We start from the raw sequence: 264 nt of genomic DNA, 5'->3' as shown, positions 1-264 counted from the left end.
AAGCCGTCCCGTCCGACTCGCCAAACCCTATGCCGGTCCCGAATACGGCATCCACTTCCCCCTGCACGAAGGCACCGAAGTCATGCTGTCCTTCGTCCAAGGTAACCCCGATCGCCCGTATATCTCCGGCGTCATGCACGACAGCGCCCATCCCGACCACATCCCTGCCGATTGGAACACAAGGAACGTCATCCGTACCTGGGCGAACAACAAACTCAGGATGGAAGACCAAAAAGGCCAGGAACACATCAAACTCGCCACCGA

1 protein-coding gene is annotated in these 264 nt (G+C 58.3%); it reads left to right on the top strand.

The genetic code is table 11. The features are described 5' to 3' along the window. A partial coding sequence (locus ACTHR7_RS10860; protein ID WP_440370815.1) for a phage baseplate assembly protein V occupies positions 1-264 on the top strand: 264 nt, incomplete at both ends.

Origin of the sequence: Neisseria sp. P0007.S010, from assembly GCF_051962875.1 — a bacterium.
GTDB lineage: Bacteria > Pseudomonadota > Gammaproteobacteria > Burkholderiales > Neisseriaceae > Neisseria > Neisseria subflava_A.
Note: the sequence above shows the minus strand (reverse complement) of the source record. Positions and strands in the feature narration are given on the sequence as shown.